The organism is Actinoallomurus bryophytorum (assembly GCF_006716425.1).
Classification (GTDB): Bacteria; Actinomycetota; Actinomycetes; order Streptosporangiales; family Streptosporangiaceae; genus Actinoallomurus; species Actinoallomurus bryophytorum.
The window spans coordinates 7,558,635-7,581,121 of the sequence record NZ_VFOZ01000001.1 but is presented as its reverse complement, the minus strand read 5'-3'; the positions used below and the strand labels follow the sequence as shown (position 1 = coordinate 7,581,121).

The window sequence follows — 22,487 nt, the reverse complement described above, 5'->3', positions numbered from 1 at the left end:
ACGAGTCCGCCGCGTTCCAGATGCGCCGGCACACCCTGGTCTCAGCCAACCTCGAAACGAGCCGCTGACAGACGATCTAGCCATGGGACACCCGCCCACCAACAGCAGGAGCACTCACGAACACCGTCATACCAGCACCCTGACCAGCCCGTTCAGGATGGCGCAAGCCCATTGCCGACGCCGCGGAGCGGTTGTGCTTTCTGGCCGCGGTGCCGGCCGAGACGCTGCGCGGCCTCGCGTTCGCCGTCGCGACGGCCGGCGCCCTCGGCACCCGGCTGGTCTCGCGGTGGATCTCGGCCGGACCGGGAGGCGCCTGCCGTGCCCGGCCGAACGGTTACACGTAGGCCCGCGGGACCGGATGTGCGGCGTGCGCGTCGTGGCGGGCCGCCGCCAGCCTGGTGACCGCCTCGCGCAGCCGGTCCGGCGGCAGGACGTACGGCACCCTCATGTGGTCGTCCAGGACCCCGTCGACGCCGAACGCCGTCCCCGGCACGAGGTGCAGGCCGTGCCGTCCCGCCGCGGCCGCCAGTGCCGTGCTGGAGCCGCCCGGCAGACGCACCCACAGTGACAGTCCGCCCGGCGGGACCTCGAACTCCCAGTCCGGGCACTCGTGGCGCAGCGCCGCGACCAGGGCCCCGCGCCGTTCGCGCAGCATCGTGCGCCGGTCGGCGGTGATCGTCTCGATCCGGTCCAGCAGCTCGGTGACGATGAGCTGTTCGAGTACCGGGCTGGCCAGGTCGACGGTCTCCCGCGCCTCGGCCAGGCGGCGTACGAGGGCCTGGCCGGCGCGGATCCAGCCGATGCGCAGGCCGCCCCACAGCACCTTGGCCGCCGAGCCGATGCTGATGACCCGGCCGTCGGTGTCATGCGCGGCGAGCGGCCTCGACCTCGGGACGTCGTCCACGGCGAGCTCGGCGAACGTCTCGTCGCTCACCACATACGCCCCCGCGTCGCGGGCCGCGGCGACGAGCGCGGCGCGGTCCTCGTCGGCCATGAGCCGGCCGGTGGGGTTCTGGAAGTCGGGGATCACGTACGCGAGCCGCGCCGCGGCCTGGCGCATGCCGCCGGCGATGAGCTCCAGGTCCCACCCGGCGTTGACTCCGGCGGGCACGAGGCGGGCCCCGGCCCGGCGCAGGGCGTCGAGGGCGTGCGGATACGTCGGCGACTCGACCAGCACGGCGTCCCCGGGATGCACGAACGCCTGGACCACGAGGCACAGCGCGTGCTGGGCGCCGGTCGTGACGAGGATCTGCTCGGGCAGGGTGGGCACGCCGCGTACGGTGTACCGCTCGGCGATCGCCTGTCGCAGCCCGGCCAGGCCGAGCGGTTCGTAGCCGGGGCCGCCCGTGTGGCGCGGCAGCTCCGCGACGGCCGCGGCGACGCACTCCTCGAAGCCCGCGGGCGCGGCCGGCGCGACGCAGGCCAGGTCGATGAGCGTACGGTCCCCGGCGAGCTCGTGGCGGGCCTGTGCCGGGGTGCCGGCGGGCAGCGCCGTCCAGCTGCCGGCGCCCTGCCGGCTCTCCACGAACCCCTCCGAGCGGAGCGCGTCATAGGCCGCGGTGACCGTCGTACGGCTCACCCCGAGGACGGCCGCGAGGTCGCGCTCGGCCGGCAGGCGGGTGCGCAGCGGAAGCCGGCCGTCGAGCACGAGACCGCGCAGCCCGCCGCCGATCGCCGCGTAGTACGGCCGGACCGCCGGCGCTCCGCCGAGGAGCCGGGCGAGCGTCGTGGCATTGATGGTTCGCGTCGACATAAGGCCACTTTTCACGATTGGCTCTTATCTTTCAAGCCATCTCTCTGACTCAATGGCATCCGTCGCACCAAGGCGGCACCGTGACGGGGAGGCGAGCCGTGCTCGTACGCCGATTGGCCCAGCTCTACATTGGATTGGCCCTCTACGGCCTCGGCATCGCTCTCCAGGTGGCCTCGCGGCTCGGCAACGACCCGTGGGACACACTCCACCAGGGGCTCGCCCGCCAGACCGGCCTGTCGATCGGCACCTGGATCATCATCGCGGGCGCCCTGGTGATGTTCCTGTGGATCCCGCTCCGCCAGCGGCCCGGTCTCGGCACGATCAGCAACGTCATCCTCACCGGCGCGTTCGCCGACCTGTTCCTGTGGCTGCTGCCCGATCCGGGACCGCTCGCACTGCGCTGGGCGTACCTGGTCGCGGCGATCCTCGTCGGCGGCTTCGCCACCGGCTGCTACATCGGCGCGGGCTTCGGCCCCGGCCCCAGGGACGGCCTGACGACCGGCCTGGCCGCGCGCGGCCACTCCCTGCGCCTCGTGCGCACCGGCATCGAGGTGACCGTGCTGGCGATCGGCTGGACGCTGGGCGGCACGGTCGGCATCGGCACCCTCCTGTACGCCGTGGCGATCGGCCCGCTCGCCCACGTCTTCATCCCGCTCCTGAAGGCCGAGAGATCACCCCTCGTCGTCCGGCATCGCGTCGAGGTGGAGTTCGAGGGCGTCGAGCCGGTCGTTCCAGAAGCGCCGGTACGGCGCTAGCCGGGCGGCAGGCGGCATCATCCCCGGGTTCCAGCTCCCATCGGAGCGTCTCGGAGTCCCAGGCGTACTCCTCGCGGGTCTCGGATCTGCCGTTGAAACGAGATCTCGTCGCTATCCGGTCCGGCCAGGCTGTCGTGAACTCGGGGGCGATGATGGGGAGAGGCATGAGGTGGAAACGCTGGGCCATGGTGGCGGTGGTTCTGCTTCTGCTCGCCGCCGCCGGGTGCGGCGCCGGCGGGCGGCCACCGGCTCCGGGAGCTCACATTCAGGTCGTTCTGCGTGCGGACGGCAGCGGCCGGGTCGATTTCTGGGTCGGCGGTGGCGTGCACTCGGACGGAGAACTGCGGGACCTGGGCGGACGGCTGGCGGCCGTGCTCTTCCCCGGCAGGACGCTCAGGGCGACGGCCGTCGAGCCGGGCGCGGCGTTCCCGCTCGCCCGTACGGAGGTTCCTCAGGCGGACGGGCGGGGCCGGCACCCCACGTTCGGCATCCCGGGGAGGGGCGTGCGCTCCACGCTTGAGGCCGCCGGGTATCCGGGCTACACGTTGCTGGTCCGGCCACCCCGGATGCGCACCTCGATCGGCGCCCGTACGCACCCGCCCGGTTTCGAATACCGGTGGAACAGCCACGCGAGCGGGCCGCCACCGGCCGGTTCGATCGTCATGCGCCCTTCGATGCTGCACTGGGGTGTGGAGATGGCGTTGCTGTTCGTCACCGTTGCCGCGGCGGTGACGGCGCTGGCCGGCCGCGACACGCGGCTCGCGTTCGCCGGCTGTGCCGCCGCTCTGGTGACCGCCGGGACGATTCTGGTGACCGATCGCGCGTCCGGCGAGGCACTGGGCACGCTCGGCTACCTCAGCGGCATGCCGCTCACGCTGGTGACCGTCCTGCCGTTCGTGGCGCTGCCTGTGGCGATGCTCGCGATGATCCGGCCCGTGCGCCTGCTCGCCAGGCCCGCGGGGCATCAGCGTCGGTATGGCGAGTTCTGAGCGCCGACCATGCGCGCCCTGACCGCTGAACCCCTTGGACTCGATCGCCTAGGCGGGAGCGGGCCCCGGGCCGGTGCCGGGGTCGAGCTTGTCCCCGAGGCGGTCGGCTTTGCGGCGGACCGACGACAGCGGCGCGGCGATGTCCTCCAGTGAGGTCTGCTCCGCCTTGACGCCCCAGAACGCCGCGACGATCCCGGCGATGATCATGATGCCGGCGGCGATCAGGTAGGCGATGAAGAGGCGTCCGGGGTTCGGGTGGTCCTGGTCGCCGATGAGCGAGCCGAAGATGGTCGGGCCGAGGGCGCCGAACACCTGCGCGATGGCGAAGAACAGCGCGATCGCCTGCGAGCGCAGCTCCATCGGGAAGATCTCGCTGACCGTCAGGTAGCCGGAGCTGGCCGCGGCCGAGGCGATGAAGAAGATGACCGACCACAGGATCGTCTGCGTGACGGCGGTCAGCGCGCCGATGTTGAACAGCCAGCCGCTGAAGGCCAGCATCGTGCCGGACAGCAGGTACGTGCTCGAGATCATGCGCTTGCGGCCGATCGTGTCGAACAGCCGCCCGATGACCAGCGGCCCGAGCAGGTTGCCCGCCGCGAAGGCGAAGAAGTACTTGGCCACGTCATGGTCGGCGACGCCGTAGAAGTGCTTGAGCACGAGGCCGTACGTGAAGAAGATCGCGTTGTAGAGGAACGACTGGCTGATCATCAGGGTCGCGCCCAGCACCGAGCGCTTCGGGTACTCGCGGAACAGCGTCCGTGCGACCTGCGCGAACGAGGTCGACTCGTGCGCCTCGACCTCGATGTACTTGGTCTCGTCGACCTTGGGCAGCCGTACGCCGGACGACTCGACCTCACGCTCGATCTGGGCGAGCGTGCGCTCTGCCGCCTCGGCCTGCCCGTGCATGAGCTGCCAGCGCGGGCTCTCCGGCAGGTTACGGCGCAGTCCCCAGATCGCGACGCCGATCACCGGCCCGATGAGGAAGCCGAGACGCCAGCCGAGGTTTCTCGGCAGCAGGTCCGGGTCCAGGAGGACGTACTCCCCGAGCGAGCCGAGGATCGCGCCGAACCAGTAGGTGCCGCTCACGGCCAGGTCGACGCGGCCCCGGTACCGCGCCGGGATCAGCTCGTCGATCGCCGAGTGGATGGCGGCGTACTCTCCGCCGATGCCCATCCCGGCGGCGAACCGGAAGAACAGGAAGATCGGGTAGTTGAAGGACAGCGCCGTCAGGCCGTTGGCGACCAGGTAGAGCCCGAGTGTGACGATGAACAGCTTGCGGCGTCCCAGCTTGTCCGAGAGCCGGCCGAAGATCAGCGCGCCGAAGACCTCGCCGAGCAGGTAGATCGTGGCGGAGAACCCGACCTCCTTCGAGGTGAGGTTCAGCGTGTCGGCATGCTGGAGCACGGGGCCGATGATGCTCGCGATCTGGATCTCCAGGCCGTCCAGCACCCAGGCCACGCCGAGCGCGGCGATCATCCGGGTGTGGAACCGCGACCACGGCAGGCGGTCGATCCGGGCGGGGACGAGGCTGCGTACGGTATCCGGCGGCGCCGCCGGACCTTCCGTTCGATCCACTGCCGGCCTCCTACGTCGGTTCGCTGGCCCCACCATCGGTCACGACGGCGACCGGATGATTACTAACCGGGATCGACATAGGTAAACAGCGCGCAAGGTCGAGTGATTCGTCTCGTGAACAGCACAGTGCCGCGTTAGCGTACGCACTGAGTCGAATCCACCAGGTCGAGGGAGAATCAGGTTGTCTGCGCCAATTGAAGATTATGCGCTCATCGGCGATCTTTTCAGCTGCGCGCTTGTAGGGCTCGACGGCTCCATCGACTGGCTCTGCCTCCCCCGGCTCGACTCCCCCGCCTGCTTCTCCGGACTGCTGGGCGGCCCCGACAACGGCCGCTGGCAGATCACCCCGGCCTCCGGCGGAAAGGCGACGCGGCGGCAGTACCGCGGCGACACGCTCATCCTGGAGACCGAGTGGGAGACGCCCGAGGGCACCGTCCGCGTGCTCGACTTCATGCCCGAGCGCGGTGACGCGGCGGACGTCGTCCGCATCATCGAGGGTGTCTCCGGCCGGGTGCCGATGCGCCTGGACCTGCGGATCCGGTTCGACTACGGCCGTGCCATGCCGTGGATGCGGCGGATCGGCGACCACCTCACCGGCATCGCGGGCCCCGACTCGGTGTGGCTGCGCAGCCCGGTCGAGCTGGAGGGCCACGACTTCGCCCACCGGGCGACGTTCGTCGTCTGCGAGGGTGACTCGCTGCCGTTCGTCCTCACCTGGCACCCCTCACACCTTCCCGCGCCGCGCGACGTCGACCCGTATGAGGCCCTGGCGAGCACCGAGCGGTACTGGACCGACTGGGCCCGGCAGTGCACCTACACCGGCCAGTACCGCGACGCCGTCGTACGCTCGCTCGCGACGCTCAAGGCGCTGACCTACGAACCCACCGGCGGCATCGTCGCGGCGGCGACCACCTCCCTGCCCGAGGCCATCGGCGGTGTGCGCAACTGGGACTACCGTTTCTGCTGGCTGCGCGACGCCACGATGACGCTCGAGGCGCTCCTGCGCAGCGGCTACCGCGACGAGGCCAAGGCCTGGCGCGCGTGGCTGATGCGGGCGGTGGCCGGCAGCCCGGAGGACCTGCAGATCATGTACGGCGTGGCGGGTGAGCGCCGGCTGGAGGAGTACGAGCTGGACTGGCTGCCGGGCTATGAGGGCTCGCGTCCTGTGCGCGTCGGCAACTCCGCGGCCAAACAGCTCCAGCTCGACGTCTACGGCGAGGTGGCCGACTCTCTCTTCCTCGCGGTGGGCAGCGGCATCCAGCCCGAGCGCCACGCCTGGTCGCTGCAGAGCGCGATGATGGGCTTCGTCGAGCAGCACTGGAGCGACCCGGACGAGGGCCTGTGGGAGGTACGCGGCCCGCGGCGGCACTTCGTGCACTCGAAGGTCATGACGTGGGTCGCGGTCGACCGTGCGGTCCGCATGATCGAGAGCTTCGACCGCCGCGGCCCGCTCGACCAGTGGCGTGCGCTGCGCGACGAGATCCACCGCGAGGTGTGCGCGAAGGGCTTCGACGCGGAGCGCGGCACGTTCACCCAGTCGTACGGCTCGCGCGAGCTGGACGCCGCGCTGCTGCTCATCCCCCGGGTCGGCTTCCTGCCGCCGTCCGACCCTCGTGTGGTCGGCACGATCGAGGCGGTCCAGCGCGAGCTCACCACCGACGGGTTCGTCGAGCGGTACGCCACCGGCGAGGAGCAGGGCGTCGACGGGCTGCCCGGACAGGAGGGCGCGTTCCTCGCCTGCAGCTTCTGGATGGCCGGGGCGCTCCAGCAGATCGGGCGTACGGACGAGGCGCGGGAGCTGTTCGAGCGGCTCCTGGACCTGCGCAACGACGTCGGCCTGCTCGCCGAGGAGTACGACCCTCGGCTGAAGCGCCTCGTCGGCAACTTCCCGCAGGCGTTCAGCCACGTACCCCTCGTGCTCACCGCGTACGACCTCGAAGGCCACGACGGCCTGCGCGGCGGGCGGCGTACCGCCTGAGCGGCACGCCGCCCCGGCTCAGAGGTGGGCGTCCAGGTCGGCCTTCAGCGCGCGCTTGGGCTTGGCGCCGATGATCTGGTGGACCACCTCGCCGTCGCGGTAGAGGTTGAGTGTGGGATAGCCCAGCACCTGGTACCTCTGCGCGATCTCCGGGTGCAGGTCGCCGTTGATCTTGGCGATGGTCAGGCGGTCGCCGTACTCCGCCTCGACCTCGTCAAGGATCGGCGCGATCATCCGGCACGGTGGGCACCACTCGGCCCAGAAGTCGACGAGGACCGGGCGGTCCGAGTGGAGCACCTCCGCGTCGAAGTTCTCGGTCGTCAGTTCGATCATTTCTTCCCTCCGTGGACAGCACGCAGCCGGGACAGAAACGTGCCAGCTGCTCGGCCACCTCGGCACGTTGCCGGATCAGGGCGTGGACCTCCGCGTCGATCTGCGCGAGCTTGCGCCGGTACACCGCGACCGACTCCGGGCAGGAGCCGCCCTCCTCGTGACCCGCCCGCAGGCAGTCCACGAACGGCCGGGAGTCCTCCAGGGAGAACCCGGCGGCGAGCAGCGCGCGGATCTCCGCGACCAGCCGCAGGTCCGACTCGTCGTACTCCCGGTAGCCGTTGTCCGCACGCCGCGCCGGGAGGAGACCCTGCTCCTCGTAGTAGCGCAGCGAGCGCGTGCTGACACCGGTACGCGTCGCCAGCTCCCCGATCCGCATCGGTCCTCCTGATCTGTGGCCGACTCAGAAGCTAACCCTTGACGTGGGTGTGAAGGTCAAGCCCGGTCCGGGCTATTTGATCGGGCAGAAGAAGCCCAGGGCGATGCTCTTGCTCGAGTGCACCGCGACGTCCTGCGGCCGGCCGCATACCCCTGCTTCGTCGCGAACGCTCACCTGATAGTCGCCCTTGGACAACACGATCGAAAAGGCGCTCCTGTTGCCGGACTCCTCCCCGACCGGCGCCCGTGCGGCGTCGGTCACGCGCACGTCGATCCACCGCGGAGGGGAGTGGATGCCCGGATATCGTCCGCCGGACTGCTCGACCTTTCCGCTGATCCGTGCGGAGACCGGGTGTCCTCCGTCGCCGTGGGCACAGCCGGCGATCCCCGCGACCAACAGCGCCAGGACGGCGCTCCCGACGGCCTTCCCGAGGTCACCGGACCACATCGGGCTCAGCGGGGCAGGGACTCGACGAAGCGCAGGAAGTCGGCGGGCAGCGAGCCCTGGCCGGTGTTCGCGCGCTCCAGCAGGGTCAGGGTGCCGCGGCGCCACCAGAACAGGTCCGGCGTCAGCGACCCGGGTCCGTCCTCGTGTGCGTCGGCCGCGAAGGCGCGCAGCCGCTCCGCGGTGATCTGCGCGGTGTCCCTGCGGATCGGGCAGGCGGCGATGGTGCTCCGGGTCGGCGCGACCGCGAGTGCGCCGTGCGGCTCGGGGTCGAGGTAGGACTCGAGCCAGACGAGATGGGTGGCGGCGTAGAACGTCGAGCCCTCGAGCACGCGGATGCCGGTGTCGTCGATGACGTCGCACTCGAGCGGGCCGTCGGCGCGCACACCCTCGCGGCCCACCGCGAACAGCTCGTTGGTGGTCACCGGCCAGGTGGCCGCGTCGTCGGTGACGACGGTGCGCACGGTCGTGGGCGTGTCGGCGACGATCGCCTCGATCAGACCGGGGGCGAACGGGCGGGAGATGAGCCGGCCGGTGCGGGCCTCGACCGGATAGACGCGCGAGCGCAGCAGGCCGCGTACGAGGGGGAAGTCGCTCAGGTCGAGCGGCTCCTCGATGGCGGTGATGATCGTGCCGACGTGGTCCGCGACCAGCGCGGGCCAGTCGTCGCGCGGGACCTGGCGGGCGAGCTGGCGGAGGTTGCGCATGCCGATGTGCAGGCGCTGCGGGCCGTCCAGCAGCATCACGTCGCCGGGTACGGGACGGCAGCCGTACCCATGGCTCTCGGCGACCAGCACGACGAGCGAGTCCAGCGCGGGGTCGGAGCCGTCGGCCGCGGTGTGCCTGCGGTCACGCCTCTCGAAGGTGGTCACGGCGTCTCCTCGCTTGCGGGCCCGTACGGCGGCGTCCGCCGTACCGGGCCTCCCCCCGTGCTCGGGACGAGCACCAGTGCGTCCGCGTCGAGCTCCGCGCCGGCGCCGAGCCGGATCGTGAGCTGACGAGGACCGTGTCCGACCGGTACGCCGGCGAGGACCGGCACGCCGATCGGAGTGAGGCGGTCCGCGAAGACCGCCTCGAGATCACCGCAGCCGGTCCAGGTGCCGAGGACGATCCCGGCGACGTCCTCGAAGTAACCCGCCTGCAGCAGCTGGGTGAGCATGCGGTCGACGCGGTACGGCGCTTCGTTCACGTCTTCCAGGAACACGATCCTGCCCGCGGCCGGCTCCGGGGCGTATGGGGTGCCGAGCAGCGAGACGAGCAGGGCGAGGTTTCCGCCGGTCAGCACGCCACGGGCCCGTCCGCCCCGCAGCGCGTGTGTCCCCTCCACCGACGGCCCCGTGCCGGACAGGCCATCGCGCAGGTGGGCGAGCTCCTCCGCACCGCGGTCGGCGAGAAAGGTGACCATCGGCCCGAACGAGGTCGGCACGGACAGCCGCCGGCCGAACGCCGCGTGCAGGGCGGTGATGTCGCTGGACCCGTGCAGGAGCTTCGGCCGGGCGTCTCCCAGGGCGGTCCAGTCGAGATGGTCCAGAACGCGGGTGGCGCCGTAGCCGCCGCGCGCGCAGAACACCGCGGAGATCCGCGGGTCGCACCAGGCGGCCTGAAGGTCCGCGGCCCGATCGGCGTCGGATCCGGCGAGGTAGGTGAGCCCGGACGGGTTGTGGTCGAGCGCGTGCTTGCCGACGCCGACCTCGAACCCCAGGCCTCGCAGCACGGCACTGCCGCGCTCGAGCCGGGCCGGATCGGCTGGACCGCTCGGGGCGATGACGGCGACCCTGTCCCCCTCACGCAGGGAGGGGAGTCCCTCGTCCCCGGGGTCACCCATCGAACTCTCCTTGTTATGTGGTCGGTCAGAGCATGACACCTAGAGCCCCCGCAACGGAAGAGGTCATAAACCACACGCTTGGAATTCGCCGTCAACAGGCTTCTGACACGAATGTCGGAAGGGCCTGGCCGATCGGCTCCCGTACGATGGCGTCGGCGAGACGATCGTAGGGCGTCTCCTGCGCGTTGATGATGACGAGGCGCGCGCCACGCTCGACGGCCTCCAGACAGAGGCCCGCGGCGGGCTGCACGCCGAGCGAGGACCCCACCGCGAAAAACAGGTCGCAGTCACGTGCCGCCCGCTCCGCGGCGGCGAACACCTCCGGCCTCAGCTCCTGCCCGAACGAGATCGTCGCGGACTTCTGGATGCCGCCGCACGTCAGGCACGGCGGGTCGTCCTCACCGAGGTCGACGCGGGTGAGGACCTCCGGCATGGGTGTGCGCAGCCCGCAGACGAGGCATTCGGCGTCGAGCATGGTGCCGTGCACCTCGATGACCAGACCGGGATCCGAACCGGCCTTCTGGTGGAGCCCGTCGATGTTCTGGGTGATGATCGCGCGCAGCCGCCCGGACCTTTCAAGGTCGACGAGCGCCCGGTGCCCGGCGTTCGGCTCCGCGCCCCAGGCCGGGTGGTCGCGGCGTGAACGCCACGAGCGGCGGCGTACCTCGGGGTCGGTGAGGTAGACGTCGATCGTGGCCATCGCCGCGGCCCTCGGGTCCTTCGTCCAGACACCCTGCGGGCCGCGGAAGTCGGGAATGCCGCTCTCGGTGCTGATGCCCGCCCCCGTGAGCACGGTGACCGCACTCGCGTCCCGCAGCCATTCGCCGATCATGATCACCAGCCTAATCCCCCGTCCCCACGCCGACCGGACCGTCCGGCCGGCCGCGCGTGGCGTGATCAGAACCAGGTGCGGATCAGGTCCACCACCGTCTCGCCGTCCACGACCGGCAGGAGCTGCCACTTGTCGAAGACCGTGCACGGGTGGGACGGCCCGCAGTCCACCCAGTCCCCGACCTCCGCCTTCGTGTCCGGGCCGAGCTTGAGGAACGCGTGCTGGTCGTTGAGCTCGGTCAGCCGGCTGTCCGTCGCGGGTGAGCGGGTGCCGTCGGCGTGGCGTACGGTGTGCGGCTCGGGCAGGCCCTGGTCGAAGGAGACGTCGCGGCGGCCCAGGGTGAGCAGCGCCAGGCCGGGCTCGGGATGGGAGGTCACCTGGGCCCAGGCGTGCAGCGCGGACACGAAGGACGGGCCCTCGGTACGGCCGAGCGGGGAGACGTCGCGGTAGAAGCCGTCATCGTGGGTGATGTACGCGCCGCTGCGCAGTACCGTACGTGTGCCGTCGAAGACGTCCGCGACCTGGTCGAAGAAGGCGCTGCCGCCCGCGCTCAGGATGGCGTCGCCGGGCAGGTCGAGGCGCTCCGCCAGTGCGCGCAGGTCGCGCAGGTAACGGTCGACCGTGGCCAGGCTCTCCGGTGTCGTCCCGTGCCCGACGGCGCCCTCGTAGCCGGCGACTCCGGCGAGGCGCAGCTCGGGCGCCGCGCCGACGGCGGCGGCGACGGCCTCGGCGGTGGCCACGTCGCGCACGCCGGCACGCCCGCCGGACGCGCCGAGCTCCACGAGGATGTCCACGGGCCGTACGGAGCCGCGGAGCGCGGCCGCCATGAGCTCCACGCCGCGTACCGAGTCGGCGAAGCACAGCAAGTGGAACTCCGGGTCGCGGGCGAGCTCACCCGCCACCCAAACCAGCCCCGCCGGGTCGAGGAGCTCGTTGGCCACCAGGACGCGCCGGACGCCGAAGGCGCGTGCGACGCGGAGCTGGGCGAAGTTGGCGACGCTGATGCCCCAGGCGCCGAGCTCCAGCTGGCGCGCGTACAGCTGCGGCGCCATCGTGGTCTTGCCGTGCGGCGCGAGCAGGACTCCGTGGCGCTCGCACCAGTCGCGCATCGTCGTCAGGTTGTGTTCGAGGGCACCGGCGTCCAGGACGACCAGCGGTGGGTGGAAACCACCGTCGAACAGGTTCCGCCGCTCGGCGGCCAGCTCGGCGACGGTCATGCCGTCGGCGTCGGCCGGCATCCCCTTGAATCTCCAGTCGATCCGCTCGTCGCCCAGCCTGCGCAACGCATCGGCATCCACCACGACCACCGCCTCACCCGGCACCCGCCCGCTCGGCCGCGAACGGCGTCAGGCCACGCTAATCCCTCCGCCTACGGGAGAGACGTACCGGGTCGCGGGCCGCCACAGCCGGGGTCCGCGCTCAGGGCGTCTCTCACCGCGCGGCTTCGCGCACGGTTTCGTGCGATGTTCCGTGTCTTCTTCGTGCTGCCCGTCTCGGTGAGCATGGCGAGTACGGGCAGGGACGTCGACTCCTCGGCGATACGGCGTTGCATCCAGTCCGTGACGCCTGCCAGCTCGGCGGCGGCCGGAGTGCGGCCGGCCATGACGGTCAGGTAGGTCGTCCAGTCATGGACACGACGGTGCAGGAACCCGCGATGCCCATCCGTCGTGAGCCGATCCACCTCCGGCATCAGCCCGGTCGCCCACTGCCGGAAATCGGCCGGGTCGGCCGTCCTCATCGCGACCCTGTCCACGAGTTCGACGACCGCCGCCTTGGACACCAGCTCCTCGGGGTCACGCAGGATCACCGAAACGACCGCGCGATCGTCGTCACGGCGCCGCGCGGCGGCCACGACCGCGATCACCTGGCGATATGCGGCCGAGCGCACGTGCTCGTCCTCGACGGCCTCGTCGACGTCCACGTCGACGATGCCCGCACCGGCCAGCAACACGGTCAGATCAGCGCGCAGCGTCGTCGTCCTCACCCTGTCCACTTGGCCCTTGAGAGCGCCTTCCGGCGGTGCGCCGACCGCGTCCGGACATCAGAGATGTGATCCGCATCGCCCGACATACTGCCCGACGTGAGGTCGATCGGGGACCACCACCTCATGGCCGGTGGCGCGCAGGCGGCCGGCGGCGTCGAGCACCCGCCGGCCGCCTTCCGTACAGGGAGTGGAGCGGCAGGATGGTCATGCCGCTCCGCCGGACGTGCCTCAGGCCTCCAGGAAGATGAGGTCCTCGGGCGGGTGGGTGAGCCGCAGCTTCTGCCCGGCGACGGCGGTGATGGTGTCCATGCCCGTGGCGTGCGCCTCGGAGATGACGAACAACCGGTCGTTCCTCGTGGCCAGGAACGACGTGAAACGGTCGAGAGAGACGTCACCCGCGCCCAGCGCCAGATAGTCGACGAGGCGGCGGAACAGCTTCGGCAGGATGACCACGTGGTCGTCCAGGTCGGCGAGGCTGGTGATCGTGGCTCCGCTGGTGGTGGCGTCCCCGGCCCACACGCCGTTGCCCGCGGTACGCGCGGCCTGGGAGACGGCGGTCAGCTCGGCGCGCAGGTCGGGATACAGCTTGCTGTAGAAGGTCGGGTACACCAGCCCCTCGGCGAGCAGCCGGTGGTTCACGCTCTCGCGCAGCATCGCCGCGGTGACCTGGACCTGCCCGAGGTCGGCCTGGTCGGCGGTGCCCGCGTATGCGAAGGCGACCGGCCGGCCGTACTTGTCGGCGAAACGGGTCAGGATGTAGCCGGGCGTCTCGTCCGGCGTGGCGCTGACGACGGTCTCGCGGTCGCGCTTGACGTCGCCGAAGCCCAGCAGGCTCAGCAGCCGGTCGGCGGGAGCGTGCGCCAGCGCGAGCGGCTGGTGCTGGGTGAAGCCCCCGTGGGCGCGGGGCGTGTAGTGGGTCTCCAGCGCGTCGATGGCGTCGAGGCGCAGCTGTACGCTGCCGGCCGCGCTGAGGTGGGCCCTGACCCTCAGTTTCGCGAACGCCTCGGCGTCGTCGGGAAAGAAATGGACCGAGTCGCCATCGGGCTGGCTGTGCAGGATCCGGTACCGGCCCTTGATCAGTCGTAGCGGCATCATCGCCCCCCTCAGCGCGGCGTCGAAACGGCGCAGCGCACGTGCCCCCGCGCCGGCCTGCGAACGCCGGCGCCTGCGATCCGGCCGAGTCAACCAGTGCACGTGCGCACGAGCCCGCACCCGCAGGTCAGCGCCTGGCAAAGGTCTGCTCTGCCCGGCGGCAGGGTGGAACGCGGTCGGGGCGGAGCGGCGTCGCGGACGACCTTCGGCGCACCGGGCCACGTTTCGGTCACGGGACGAATCGGGCCGCCTGATTGTTCGCGCAGGTGAGTCGCTTCCGGATCGCCCCGGCGTGACCATTCGACGCTCGAAGTCAGTACCATCCCTCTAAGACTGTCGACGGTGCCGCGGCCGTGCGGCCGGACACCCGGAGATGAGAAGCCCGCATGAGTGACAAGATCGCGATCCGTACCGCCAAGGCGCCCCCGCCGGCGGCGGCCTACAGCCAGGGCGTCCGCAAGGGCGGCATCCTTCAGGTCGCAGGTCAGGTGCCCGTTGAGCCCTCCACGGGACTGATCGTCGGCGAGACCGTGGGCGAGCAGACCCAGCAGGCGCTGCAGAACGTCCAGGCGGTGCTGGAAGAGGCCGGATCCGGTTTCGACGACGTCGTGATGCTGCGCGTTTACCTCACCCGCAAGGAGGACTTCGCGGAGATGAACGCGGTCTATGAAAAGTTCGTCAGCGAGCCCTATCCGGCGCGTACCACGGTGTTCGTCGGACTGGCCGAGGGTCTGCTCGTCGAGATCGACGCGCTCGCGGTCGTCGGCTGACGACCGCCCCCGCGAGATGATCCATCCGAGGTGACACGCTGGTGACACCCACGCGCTCGACGTCCCCCCACATCCTGGTGGTCAACGGCACCAAGGTCCGGCGCCCGGTCTTCCTGCTCGGCGCACCCCATTCGGGTACGGACCTGGTGGCGCGCGCCATCAGGCAGTCGGCGGCGTTCCATCTGACGATGGGCCGCCCCAACGTGGTGCGTACCGTCTACGCGTTCGCCCGCCGTCCCTCGATCGCGACCGAGCGCGGAGCCGGCGCCGCCCGGGTGATGCGCGACGCGTACGCACAGAGCTGGCAGGTCACGCCCGACGCGTGCGGCGAGTGCCCCGCGCAGTGCCGCGACCTCGGCCGGATGGGTCCCGACGGCACCTGCGCCGACCCGCGCGGCATCCAGCGGTTCGCCGACGCCACGCCCGATCTGATCTACAGCGCCGACGTCATCCTGGACGCGTTTCCGGACGCCCAGCTGATCCAGGTGATCCGCGACGGCCGGGACGTCGTCGCCGGCATGCTCACCGACGAGCGCTGCCTGGCCTGGTTCCGGCCCGGCTTCGCCAACCTCGACGAGGTGTTCCCCAACGCCTTCCTCGGCGTCGAGGACACCACCGAGCGCATGCGGTGGCCGCGCGCGGGCGTCGCGGTCAAGTGCGCGCTGCGCTGGCGTGGGTCGATCCGGCTGAGCGCCAAGCTCCGCGCGCAGATCCCCGAGGAGCAGCTGCTCACCGTCCGCTACGAGGACCTGGTGACGCGCACCCGGGAGAGCCTGGGCGACATGTCTGATTATCTCGGGCAGCGGATCGCGAAGAGCGCCCTGCACGGCGTGGGCGACGACGACATCGGCATGTGGCAGGAGCACCTCACGCTCAAGCAGGTCACCCAGGTCGAGAAGATCGCCGGCGCCGAGCTCCGCCGGCTGGGCTACCGGCCCAGCGGGCGCGAATGAGTCCCATCGATCTAGGGTCGCTCGGCGTAGCTCCAGCCGATCACCAGTCCGGCCGCGCCGCAACCGACCAGGAGAGCGGCGAACCGCCGCAGCCCGTGCTTCGTGTTCATGGCATCCAGCTCCGCGGTTGAGAAAATCGCCTGCCGTGGTCCAGGGTCATCCGGGCGTGCGACAGTCGTGTGGAATCGAGAATGCGTCTGAGTAAAGTCCGCCGGGCGGACGCGATACGCCCGGCGGACACGGATCTTGGTGTTACTTCGTACGCCAGCGCGGCCGGGTCTCTCCGGCCTTCTTCGTACAGGTCAGCTTGGCGCCCGACGACGTCGTCGCCTTCGTACCGGCCTTCGTGCAGAACTGCCCCGCACGCGCCACACCGCTCGACGGCCCCTGGGAATACCAGCGCGCACGTGCGTCACCCGGACGCTTGACACAGCGCGCCATGGTCCCGCTGGAAGTCCTGCCGACCGTTCCGGTGGCCTTGCAGAAGCCGCCGACGCGTACGGTGCCGCCGACGGTCGCCGTGGCGGCAGGCGCGCGCGTCGCGGCGGGAGTGTGGTGCCGGGCCTTGGCGGAGGCGCTCTGGGCGACGGTGGCGGCCTTCTTGCCCCCGCCACATCCGGTGAACGCGACGGCGGCGCTCAGAGCGGCGCCCGTCAGGATGAGCTGACGATTCATAGGATCCCCCGATTCGATCTGGTCCCGCCGACTCCAGGTCCCGGATCAGGGACTGAAGTAGTGCTGCATACCGGCGATCCGGCCCTGGTCGTCGAACCACAGCTCGAACATGTGGACGCGGTCCGGGAGCGGATGAAGCCGCCGTTGCAGTTTTCGCAGGCCCTCGTTGAGCTGTTCCGGAGTCAGCCTGATGCCGCGTACGTAGTCGGTCACGCCGTCGTCGACGACCGGCGCCGACGCCCTGATCATCGCTCCGGGCGCGAACGTCAGCGGCGTGTAGCGCCCGGCACCGACGGGTCGTACCGTCTCAGGTCCCCCGGGCTGGACCCTGCGGGCCGGTGCGAACAGCACGCGTGAGCCGGTGTCGGCTTCGGCCAGCCCGAACACCCGGGCGCGGCCGGCGTGGTCCGGGTCCGCGCCGGCCCGTGTCCCCGTCAAGACGAGACCGCTCGCGCAGGCGAATGACACGGCGACGATCACCCAGCGCATTCGGGTGATATACGCAGTGCTCACACGCTGGGTCTACCCGTGCCCCGTCCGCCTCACTCCTCCCGGTCTCCGCCCCTCACGCCTGCGGGACCGCGGCGGACACCGCGTCGACCTGCTGAGCCTGGGTGGCGAACTGCGTGTGGTAGAGCTCGGCGTACAGCCCGCCGCGGTCGAGGAGTTCCTCGTGTCGGCCCCGCTCGACGACACGGCCGTCGTCGATGACGAGGATCTGGTCGGCCTCGCGGATCGTGGACAGCCGGTGCGCGATGACGATCGAGGTACGTCCCGCCAGCGCCGTCCTCAGCGCGCGCTGCACGGCGGCCTCGGACTCCGAATCCAGGTGCGCGGTCGCCTCGTCGAGCACGACGACCGAAGGCTCCTTGAGCAGCAGCCGGGCGATCGCCAGCCGCTGCTTCTCGCCGCCGGACAGCCGGTAGCCGCGGTCGCCCACGACGGTGTCCAGGCCGTCGGGCATGTCCTGGACCAGATCCCCGATCTGTGCCGCCCGCAGCGCCTCGGTCAGCTCCTCGTCGGTCGCGTCCGGCCGCGCGTAGACCAGGTTGGCGCGGATCGTGTCGTGGAACAGGTGGGCGTCCTGGGTCACCACGCCGATGGCCCCGCGCAGCGACTCCAGCGTCGCGTCGCGCACGTCCTGCCCGCCGATGCGCACGGCGCCGCCGGACACGTCGTAGAGCCGGGACACGAGCTGGGTGATGGTGGTCTTCCCGGCCCCGGACGGCCCGACGAGCGCGGTCATGCCGCCCGGGTCGACGCGGAAGTCCACCCCGTGCAGGACCTCGCGGCTGGGCGCCGTGTCGGTACGGGCGATGGACTCCAGCGAGGCCAGCGAGACCTCGCTGGCGGCCGGATAGCTGAAGACGACGTCGTCGAACTCCACGGCGGGCGCGTCTTCGGTGGCGGGCAGCGGCTTGGCATCCGGCTTCTCGGCGACCATCGGCGGCAGGTCCAGGACCTCGAAGACCCGGTCGAAGCTGACCAGCGCGGTCATCACGTCGACGTGCACGTTGGACAGCGCGGTCAGCGGCCCGTACATGCGGGTGAGCAGAGTGGCCAGTGCCACGAGCGTGCCGAGCTGGAAGCTGCCGTTCGCGACGAGCGAGCCGCCGACGCCGTAGACCATCGCGGTGGCCAGTGAGGCGACGAGAGTGAGCGAGGTGAAGAAGACCCGGCCGTACATCCCGGCGATGACACCGATGTCGCGCACGCGCGCGGCGCGGTCGGAGAACATGGTCGACTCGTCGTCGGGGCGGCCGTACAGCTTGGCGAGCATCGCGCCGGCCACGTTGAAGCGCTCGGTCATCAGCGAGCCCATCTCGGCGTCCAGCTGCATCTGCTCCCGGCTGATCTTCTGCAGCCGCTTCCCGACCCACTTGGCCGGGAAGATGAAGATCGGCAGCAGGACCAGCGCGATCAGCGTGACCTGCCAGGAGAGCACGAGCATCGTGACCAGGACGAGGATCAGGCTGATGACGTTGGAGACGACCGAGGACAGGGTGGTCGTGAGGGCGCGCTGCGCGCCGATGACGTCGCTGTTGAGCCGGCTGACCAGCGAACCGGTCTGGGCGCGCATGAAGAACGCCACCGGCATCCGCTGGACGTGGTCGAAGACCTGGGTGCGCAGGTCGTAGATCAGCCCCTCACCGATGCGCGAGGAGTACCAGCGCTGGACGAGCCCGAGCGCCGCGTCGACGATCGCCAGCGCGCCGACGATGATGGCCAGCGTCATGACCAGACCGCTGCGGTGCTGGACGATGCCGTGGTCGATGATCGCCTTGAGCAGCAGCGGATTCGCCACGACGACGACCGCGGCGATCGCGTTCAGCACGAGGAACAGCACGAGCTCGCGGACGTACGGGCGCGCGTAGCCGGCGATGCGGCGTACCGTCCCGGGCTTAAGGCGTTCCCTGACCACCGTGTTGTCACGGCGGAACGACATCATCACCATCCAGCCGTTATCCGGCATTCCCACGGTGATTCCTCCCGGAAGTTAAGGCGTAATTATGTAAGCACGCCGACAGCAACGCTTTTGGGGCACGCTCGATTCCCGCCGACATGACCAGCCTGCGCCACGAGGACGAGCGCCGTCACCCGCCCCCCGCCCGATCCAGGCACGGCCTTACGGCCTAGGACCCTAAGGCCCTGTCTCAAAGTCCTCGGTCTGGGCCGCGCCCTGTCTGGAGCCCACCCGTCGTGGAGCCCTCCGTCGTGAAGCCCACCCCCCTGGAGCCCACCCCCCTGGAGCCCACCCCCCTGGAGCCCACCCGCCCGGGGGTGCCATCCCACTCTCATTGTCCAGCCAGAACTGCGACGGGCGAAAGTAGAGCGGGATTCTGTGGATAACCCCGGGGTGGCGGCACCCAGGCGTCGCGCAGGCGCCACCCACGCGACGCGGCACGCGGCACGCGGCACGCGGCACGCGGCACGCGGCACGCGGCACGCGGCACGCGGCACGCGGCACGCGGCACGCGGCAACAGCATGGCTCTCAGACAGACCCGAGCCGCAGGGCGGGGGAACCCAGGCGCGTGGAGGGGGTCAGCGCTGTTCGTCGGCGTGCTCGCGCAGGAGGACGACCTGTTCGCGACGCTCGGCGGCGGCCTGTTCCTCGAGCGTGTTGTCCGGTGCCGCGCGCAGCAGGCGCTTGGTCGCCGCCGCGGTGCTGGGCCGGATCGCGAGAATGGCCGCGACCAGGTCGTCGACCGCCTTGCCGAGCTCGTCCACGGGCACCACCAGCTCGGCCAGCCCGAGCCGGGCGGCCTCCTCGGCGAAGACCGTGCGCGTGGTCAGGCAGAGCTCGAGCGCCCGCGGCACGCCGACGATGTCGACCAGGGGCTTGGTGCCGGACAGGTCCGGCACGATGCCCAGCGCCGGCTCCTTCATCGCGAACTTCACATCGTCCGCGACCACCCGCAGGTCACAGGACAGGGCCAGCTGGAAGCCGCCGCCGATGGCGTGCCCCTGGACGGCGGCGATCGAGACGATGCCGGGCCTGCGCAGCCAGAGGTAACCGGCCTGCAGCCCGTGGATGAACTCCTCGTCGCGCGGGCCGAGGGCGTCCTCCCCAGGGACGCCCTCCGCGGTGAACAGCCGCAGGTCGATGCCTGCCGAGAACGCCGGACCCTCACCCCGTACGACGACCACCCTGACGTCGTCCGGGAGCGTGTCTCCGATCCGGGCCAGTACGCGCCACGTGCTGAACGTCAGCGCGTTGCGCCTCTCGGGCCGGGCCAGCGTGATCGTGGCCACGGCACCGTCGACGGTGAGGCGCAGGCCCGCCTGCTCGAATTCGGCATCAGTGACAGAGCCGTCCGCCATGACCGTCCTTCCGGGTCGCCAGGCGACGGTCCGGATCCGCCGCCGTGCCCGACCTTAACGGGTCGGGCACGACGAGCGTCAGATGGTACGGCGCACGGAGCAGAGGGGAGCAGGCGTCAGAGACGGCAGTGAAGCCACGAGGGCCGCACGGCGGCTTCTCAGGACTTCTTTCCGCGAGTCGCTCCGCCACGTCCGCGCAGGTTCACGCCGGACTCGGTGAGGATGCGGTGGATGAACCCGTACGACCGGCCGGTGGCAGCAGCCAGCGCACGGATGCTCTCACCGGAGTCGTAGCGTTTCTTAAGCTGCTCCGCCAACTTGTCTCTCTCGGCACCGGTCACGCGGGTGCCCTTCTTTAGGGTCTCGGCCACGAGTACCTCCCGTAGTGATGTGGTGACCGCTGCGTTATCCCCCGCCATGATCAGACATTCACGCGCGATCGGCTACCCACTACGCCAGAAAAGATCTGCTTCCTTGCTCGGAGCCTGCGTCGCAGGTCAGGCAAGTGCCACGAGATCGGAAAATTCGTCACTCCAAATGTCTTCTACACCATCGGGAAGCAAGATCACTCTTTCCGGTTGGAGCGCCTGGACCGCACCTTCATCGTGGGTCACAAGAACGATCGCTCCGGCATAGGTGCGGAGGGCCGCGAGGATCTCGTCCCGGCTCGCCGGATCGAGGTTGTTGGTGGGCTCGTCGAGGAGCAGGACGTTGGCGCTGGAGACCACGAGCGTCGCCAGTGCCAGCCGGGTCTTCTCGCCACCGGAGAGCACGCCCGCGGGCTTGTCGACGTCGTCCCCGGAGAACAGGAACGAGCCGAGGATCTTGCGTACTTCGACCTCGGGCAGGTCAGGGGCTGCCGAGCGCATGTTCTCCAGCACCGAGCGGCCGACGTCGAGTGTCTCGTGCTCCTGCGCGTAGTAGCCGAGGCGCAGCCCGTGGCCGTCGATCCGCTCCCCCGTGTCGGCCTTCTCGACGCCTGCCAGCAGGCGTAGCAGGGTGGTCTTGCCCGCGCCGTTGAGGCCCAGGATGACGACGCGGCTGCCCCGGTCGACGGCCAGATCGACATCCGTGAAGACTTCCAACGAACCGTACGATTTCGACAAAGCTCGCGCCATGAGCGGCGTTTTGCCACACGGAGCGGGCGCGGGGAAGCGAATCCTGGCCACTTTGTCAGTGCGGCGCTCATCCTCCACGCCCGACAGCAGGCGCTGTGCCCGGCGCTCCATCTGCTGGGCGGCCCTGGCCTTGGTGGCCTTGGCGCGCATCTTGTCGGCCTGCGTCTGCAGGGTGTTCGCCTGCCGTTCGGCGTTGGCCCGCTCGCGCTTGCGGCGCCGCTCGTCGGTCTCGCGCTGGGTCAGGTACTTTTTCCAGCCCACGTTGTACAGGTCGATCACGCAGCGGTTGGCGTCCAGGTGGAACACCTTGTTCACCACGGCCTCGAGCAGGCCGACATCGTGGCTGATCACGATCAGGCCGCCCTGGTGGGTCTTGAGGAAGTCGCGCAGCCAGGTGATCGAGTCGGCGTCGAGGTGGTTGGTGGGCTCGTCGAGGAGCAGCGTGTCCGCGCCGGAGAACAGGATCCGGGCGAGCTCGACGCGGCGTCGCTGGCCGCCGGACAGGGTGCGCAGCGGCTGCCCGAGCACCCGCTCGGGCAGGCTGAGGCTGGAGGCGATCGAGGCGGCCTCGGCGTCGGCGGCGTAGCCGCCGAGCACGTGGAGCCGGTCCTCGAGGCGGCCGTAGCGGCGCACGGCCTTGTCGCGCTCGGCGCCGGTGGCGGTCGCCATGCGCTCCTCGGCCTCGCGCATCCCGTTCATCACCTCGTCGAGGCCACGCGCGGCCAGGATGCGGTCGCGGGCGAGCACGTCGAGGTCGCCGGTACGCGGGTCCTGCGGCAGGTAGCCGACCGTGCCCGAGCTGTTCACCTCGCCCGCGGCCGGCTGTCCCTCGCCGGCGAGGATCCTCGTGAGGGTGGTCTTGCCGGCGCCGTTGCGGCCGACGAGCCCGATCCGGTCGCCCGGGTTGACGCGGAACGACGCGCCGTCGAGGAGCAGGCGGGAGCCCGCTCGGAGTTCGATGCCTTTGGCAGTGATCACGGTGGAAACGCTCCTGGGGGGCGGGCTGGGGCGACTGCGGACGACGAAAAGGGCGCCGCCGGTGGCCCGCGGATCACGTGGCCCGGCTGCGCCCTCGGAGCGCCTGATCAGCTCGCAAGCATGCGGCCAGTCTACGGGAAGCCCGTCGGTGATCACGACCGCCGCCACGCGGACTGCCACATGAGGCCACCGATCCGTCCCAGGGGGGTTGCGCCCCCAGCCCCGGAGGGAAAT

Annotated in this window: 23 protein-coding genes; 6 read left to right on the top strand and 17 right to left on the bottom strand. The window is 70.7% G+C overall.

The genetic code is table 11. The annotated features are described in order from the left end of the window. The first annotated feature begins 191 nt into the window (after positions 1 to 191). Entirely contained in the window at positions 192 to 344 is a 153-nt protein-coding gene (locus FB559_RS44265; protein WP_185792546.1) for a hypothetical protein, read from the top strand. Here FB559_RS44265 and yczR read toward each other — a convergent pair. Beyond that, on the bottom strand, positions 335 to 1,753 hold the full coding sequence (yczR, locus tag FB559_RS35090) for a MocR-like transcription factor YczR (protein WP_141961211.1): 1,419 nt from the start codon (positions 1,751 to 1,753) through the stop codon (positions 335 to 337). The two genes, FB559_RS44265 and yczR, sit on opposite strands and share 10 nt — an antisense overlap. 80 nt (positions 1,754 to 1,833) lie before the next feature. On the opposite strand from yczR, the gene yczE reads away from it, so the two are divergent. After that, a complete protein-coding gene (gene yczE / locus FB559_RS35085; RefSeq protein WP_246122331.1) occupies positions 1,834 to 2,508 on the top strand; it encodes a membrane protein YczE in 675 nt (224 codons plus the stop codon). A gap of 164 nt (positions 2,509 to 2,672) precedes the next feature. Further along, the gene (locus FB559_RS35075) at positions 2,673 to 3,497 is read left to right on the top strand and encodes a hypothetical protein (RefSeq protein ID WP_141961210.1); all 825 of its coding nucleotides are present in this window, start codon (positions 2,673 to 2,675) and stop codon (positions 3,495 to 3,497) included. Between the two features lie 48 nt (positions 3,498 to 3,545). Here FB559_RS35075 and FB559_RS35070 read toward each other — a convergent pair whose 3' ends face one another. Further along, on the bottom strand, positions 3,546 to 5,072 hold the full coding sequence (locus FB559_RS35070; protein ID WP_246122329.1) for an MFS transporter: 1,527 nt from the start codon (positions 5,070 to 5,072) through the stop codon (positions 3,546 to 3,548). A gap of 181 nt (positions 5,073 to 5,253) precedes the next feature. On the opposite strand from FB559_RS35070, the gene FB559_RS35065 reads away from it, so the two are divergent. Then, positions 5,254 to 7,050, top strand: a complete 1,797-nt coding sequence (locus FB559_RS35065) for a glycoside hydrolase family 15 protein (protein ID WP_141961208.1) — start codon at positions 5,254 to 5,256, stop codon at positions 7,048 to 7,050. Between the two features lie 18 nt (positions 7,051 to 7,068). Here FB559_RS35065 and trxA read toward each other — a convergent pair whose 3' ends face one another. The 9 genes from trxA to FB559_RS35020 form a co-directional block, all read right to left on the bottom strand. Beyond that, positions 7,069 to 7,383 (bottom strand): thioredoxin, encoded by a 315-nt coding sequence (gene trxA, locus FB559_RS35060; protein WP_141961207.1) that lies wholly within the window; start codon positions 7,381 to 7,383, stop codon positions 7,069 to 7,071. Further along, positions 7,265 to 7,759 carry a MerR family transcriptional regulator gene (locus tag FB559_RS35055; RefSeq protein WP_246122327.1) on the bottom strand — a complete coding sequence of 165 codons (495 nt, stop codon included), beginning with the start codon at positions 7,757 to 7,759 and terminating at the stop codon, positions 7,265 to 7,267. The genes trxA and FB559_RS35055 overlap by 119 nt, the downstream gene beginning before the upstream one ends. A gap of 72 nt (positions 7,760 to 7,831) precedes the next feature. Beyond that, positions 7,832 to 8,206, bottom strand: a complete 375-nt coding sequence (locus tag FB559_RS35050; RefSeq protein WP_141961206.1) for a hypothetical protein — start codon at positions 8,204 to 8,206, stop codon at positions 7,832 to 7,834. Positions 8,207 to 8,211: 5 nt separating this feature from the next. Next, positions 8,212 to 9,075 carry a hypothetical protein gene (locus tag FB559_RS35045; RefSeq protein WP_141961205.1) on the bottom strand — a complete coding sequence of 288 codons (864 nt, stop codon included), beginning with the start codon at positions 9,073 to 9,075 and terminating at the stop codon, positions 8,212 to 8,214. Next, positions 9,072 to 10,028, bottom strand: a complete 957-nt coding sequence (locus FB559_RS35040; protein ID WP_141961204.1) for a S66 peptidase family protein — start codon at positions 10,026 to 10,028, stop codon at positions 9,072 to 9,074. Before FB559_RS35040 ends, FB559_RS35045 begins: the two co-directional genes overlap by 4 nt. 91 nt (positions 10,029 to 10,119) lie before the next feature. After that, positions 10,120 to 10,860: an SIR2 family NAD-dependent protein deacylase gene (locus FB559_RS35035; RefSeq protein ID WP_141961203.1), complete on the bottom strand. Its 741-nt coding sequence runs from the start codon at positions 10,858 to 10,860 to the stop codon at positions 10,120 to 10,122. Positions 10,861 to 10,925: 65 nt separating this feature from the next. Continuing rightward, positions 10,926 to 12,161 (bottom strand): alanine racemase, encoded by a 1,236-nt coding sequence (locus FB559_RS35030; RefSeq protein ID WP_246122324.1) that lies wholly within the window; start codon positions 12,159 to 12,161, stop codon positions 10,926 to 10,928. A 68-nt stretch (positions 12,162 to 12,229) separates the two neighbouring features. Continuing rightward, entirely contained in the window at positions 12,230 to 12,853 is a 624-nt protein-coding gene (locus FB559_RS35025) for a hypothetical protein (protein ID WP_221640331.1), read from the bottom strand. A gap of 219 nt (positions 12,854 to 13,072) precedes the next feature. Next, positions 13,073 to 14,038, bottom strand: coding sequence for a thermonuclease family protein (locus FB559_RS35020; protein WP_221640330.1), 966 nt, complete (start codon positions 14,036 to 14,038; stop codon positions 13,073 to 13,075). Positions 14,039 to 14,322: 284 nt separating this feature from the next. Here FB559_RS35020 and FB559_RS35015 point away from each other — a divergent pair, with 284 nt between their 5' ends. Next, the gene (locus tag FB559_RS35015; protein ID WP_141961201.1) at positions 14,323 to 14,706 is read left to right on the top strand and encodes a RidA family protein; all 384 of its coding nucleotides are present in this window, start codon (positions 14,323 to 14,325) and stop codon (positions 14,704 to 14,706) included. 41 nt (positions 14,707 to 14,747) lie between these two features. Further along, a complete protein-coding gene (locus FB559_RS35010; RefSeq protein ID WP_141961200.1) occupies positions 14,748 to 15,659 on the top strand; it encodes a sulfotransferase family protein in 912 nt (303 codons plus the stop codon). 252 nt (positions 15,660 to 15,911) lie between these two features. Here the strand turns inward: FB559_RS35010 and FB559_RS35005 are convergent, their stop codons facing one another. The 6 genes from FB559_RS35005 to FB559_RS34980 form a co-directional block, all read right to left on the bottom strand. Beyond that, positions 15,912 to 16,334, bottom strand: coding sequence for a hypothetical protein (locus tag FB559_RS35005; protein WP_141961199.1), 423 nt, complete (start codon positions 16,332 to 16,334; stop codon positions 15,912 to 15,914). A 45-nt stretch (positions 16,335 to 16,379) separates the two neighbouring features. Further along, entirely contained in the window at positions 16,380 to 16,847 is a 468-nt protein-coding gene (locus tag FB559_RS35000) for a hypothetical protein (RefSeq protein WP_141961198.1), read from the bottom strand. Positions 16,848 to 16,899: 52 nt separating this feature from the next. Then, a complete protein-coding gene (locus tag FB559_RS34995; protein WP_141962125.1) occupies positions 16,900 to 18,807 on the bottom strand; it encodes an ABC transporter ATP-binding protein in 1,908 nt (635 codons plus the stop codon). Between the two features lie 570 nt (positions 18,808 to 19,377). Further along, positions 19,378 to 20,157 (bottom strand): enoyl-CoA hydratase/isomerase family protein, encoded by a 780-nt coding sequence (locus tag FB559_RS34990; protein WP_141961197.1) that lies wholly within the window; start codon positions 20,155 to 20,157, stop codon positions 19,378 to 19,380. Between the two features lie 158 nt (positions 20,158 to 20,315). Further along, the gene (locus tag FB559_RS34985) at positions 20,316 to 20,528 is read right to left on the bottom strand and encodes a helix-turn-helix domain-containing protein (protein ID WP_141961196.1); all 213 of its coding nucleotides are present in this window, start codon (positions 20,526 to 20,528) and stop codon (positions 20,316 to 20,318) included. Between the two features lie 126 nt (positions 20,529 to 20,654). Beyond that, positions 20,655 to 22,253: an ABC-F family ATP-binding cassette domain-containing protein gene (locus FB559_RS34980; protein ID WP_141961195.1), complete on the bottom strand. Its 1,599-nt coding sequence runs from the start codon at positions 22,251 to 22,253 to the stop codon at positions 20,655 to 20,657. Positions 22,254 to 22,487 lie beyond the last annotated feature (234 nt).